Origin of the sequence: Halomonas sp. 25-S5, from assembly GCF_029889845.1 — a bacterium.
Lineage (GTDB): Bacteria > Pseudomonadota > Gammaproteobacteria > Pseudomonadales > Halomonadaceae > Halomonas.
This window is the reverse complement of sequence record NZ_JARANV010000056.1, coordinates 1-1,949: the sequence shown is the minus strand read 5'-3', so window position 1 is coordinate 1,949 and position 1,949 is coordinate 1. Positions and strand designations below refer to the sequence as shown.

At 60.6% G+C, this 1,949-nt stretch carries 2 protein-coding genes and 1 pseudogene; 2 read left to right on the top strand and 1 reads right to left on the bottom strand.

Annotated elements, in window-relative coordinates; genetic code table 11:
- The first annotated feature begins 191 nt into the window (after nt 1-191).
- Nucleotides 192-596, top strand: a complete 405-nt coding sequence (locus tag OP498_RS18295) for a transposase (RefSeq protein ID WP_280554787.1) — start codon at nt 192-194, stop codon at nt 594-596.
- Nucleotides 593-1,705, top strand: a complete 1,113-nt coding sequence (locus OP498_RS18290; RefSeq protein ID WP_280554786.1) for an IS3 family transposase — start codon at nt 593-595, stop codon at nt 1,703-1,705. Before OP498_RS18295 ends, OP498_RS18290 begins: the two co-directional genes overlap by 4 nt.
- A 24-nt stretch (nt 1,706-1,729) precedes the next feature.
- Here OP498_RS18290 and OP498_RS18285 read toward each other — a convergent pair.
- A pseudogene (locus OP498_RS18285) lies at nt 1,730-1,949 on the bottom strand (IS3 family transposase); the annotation flags it as partial.

The following is a 1,949-nucleotide window of genomic DNA, read 5'->3' as shown; positions in this document are numbered from 1 at the left end:
CATGCCCTCTCACAGCAGAGGGCAGCCCCTCACTAGGAGCATCCTGCTCGACATGAAGGTATTCCAGTCATGCTCGTGCCCATTCAGCTACTTCCTGCTGCCTTCAGGGTCCCTGTGTGTCAACCTGAATCCATACACCGGCTCAGTGAGTTAAACTCGATTTCAGAGCCCGAGGTTCAGGAGCCCGTACCATGCCTAAACCGCCAACCGAGCTGCCCGATCATCAGGTCACGCCCAATCCGAAGCTGGAGAAGCGCACGCGTCGTCAGTTCTCAACTGAGTACAAGCTGCGCATCCTGGCTGAAGCCGATGCCTGCCGACATGGCGAGTTCGGTGAGCTTCTCCGGCGCGAAAAGCTGTACAGCAGCCAGTTGACCACCTGGCGCAAGGAGCTCGCTCAGGACGGCGAGGAGAAGCTCCACAAGACCGCGCCGGGGCCTAAAGCGAGCAAGACGCCGGAGCAGAAGCGCATCGAGGCCTTGGAGCAGGAGAATTCCAAGCTGCAGCAGAAATTGTCGGCCGCCGAAGACTGCCTGTCGCTCCAAAAAAAAGCGTTGTCGATGCTCGATCGCATGAGCAATGGGAGCGAGCGATGATGATGGTGCTGGAAGAGCGCCCGGCGCATGTCTCGATGGCCCAGGCCTGCCGTGCCTTGGGTGTCAATCGCAGCACCGTGTATGCCTGGCGAAAGCGACAGGATAAGCGCCCCACAGAGTCATCGTCGTCACGACGGCACAGCCCGCAACCCAGGGCGCTATCAGCCAAGGAGCGCGCGCAGATGCTCGAGATTGCCCACAGCGAACCCTATCGGGATCAGCCCGTGTATGAGATCTACCACGATCTCCTGCAGCAAGGGATCTATCTCGGATCACTCAGCTCATGGTATCGGCAGTTGCGTGAGGCGAAAGAGAGCGGCGACCGCCGCCCTCAGCGGGCACCACAGCACCACGCTATGCCACGTATCACGGCCAGGGCCGCCAATGAGGCTTGGACGTGGGATATCAGCAAATTGCCCACCATGCGGCGGGGCCACTATCTCAATCTCTACGTGGTGCTGGACCTGTACAGTCGCTTCATCGTGGCCTGGATGGTCTCTCACAAGGAAAATGCGGCGCTGGCCCAGCAGCTCTTCCAGGAGGCGGTTGACCGCTACGGCATCCCCCAAGGGGCACTGACCCTGCACCAGGACCGGGGCTCGCCAATGATCGCGCGCAGCTATCTGGACCTGATGGGAGAGCTGGGGGTGACGTGCAGCCATAGTCGGCCGCGGGTCAGCAATGACAACCCCTTCAGCGAAAGCCAGTTCAAGACCAGCAAGTACCAGCCAGACTACCCGGGGCGATTCGAGAGCATCGCTCATGCCCGGCAGTGGTACAGCACCTATGTCGACTGGTACAACCTGCAGCACCATCACAGCGGACTAGCCGGCTTCACGCCAGAGCAGGTCTACACCGGGCGTTATCAAGCTATCGCGCAGGTACGCCAGCGCGCCTTGGATGAGAGCTTCGAGGCGCACCCCGAGCGGTTTATCCAAGGGCGCCCAGCGGTGGCGATGCCCCCGGCCAGTGTCTCGATCAATCCGGTGCAGCCCGATGATGATGACCCGTCACCGTATAGCGTAGTGAACTTCCCGACGCTGACGGCGGCGAGCAATACCGCAGCAAAATCGACGTTAATTTTTAAAGATCTGTCTGAATCAGGTTGACAGGTTCCGGGGTCGAGGCACACTGTAGGTCACGTCGGTACTCCAGACTTGGTTCGGTCGCGTGATCGACACGCCACGCAGCAGGTACGGATAGACCTTGTGATCGGGGTGCGGCCGGCTGGTCATCGGCCCAAGGCGCCATGCCGGCGAGCCCCATGCCGCGCATCAGCCGCTGCACGCGCTTTCGGTTGATCTGATAACCACGGTAGCCCAGCTCGACCACCATTCGTCGACTGCCATAGAA

Coding starts and splice junctions, on each gene's coding strand:
- OP498_RS18295 (WP_280554787.1), top strand. CDS start 192: ATGCCTAAACCGCCAACCGAGCTGCCCGATCATCAGGTCACGCCCAAT.
- OP498_RS18290 (WP_280554786.1), top strand. CDS start 593: ATGATGATGGTGCTGGAAGAGCGCCCGGCGCATGTCTCGATGGCCCAG.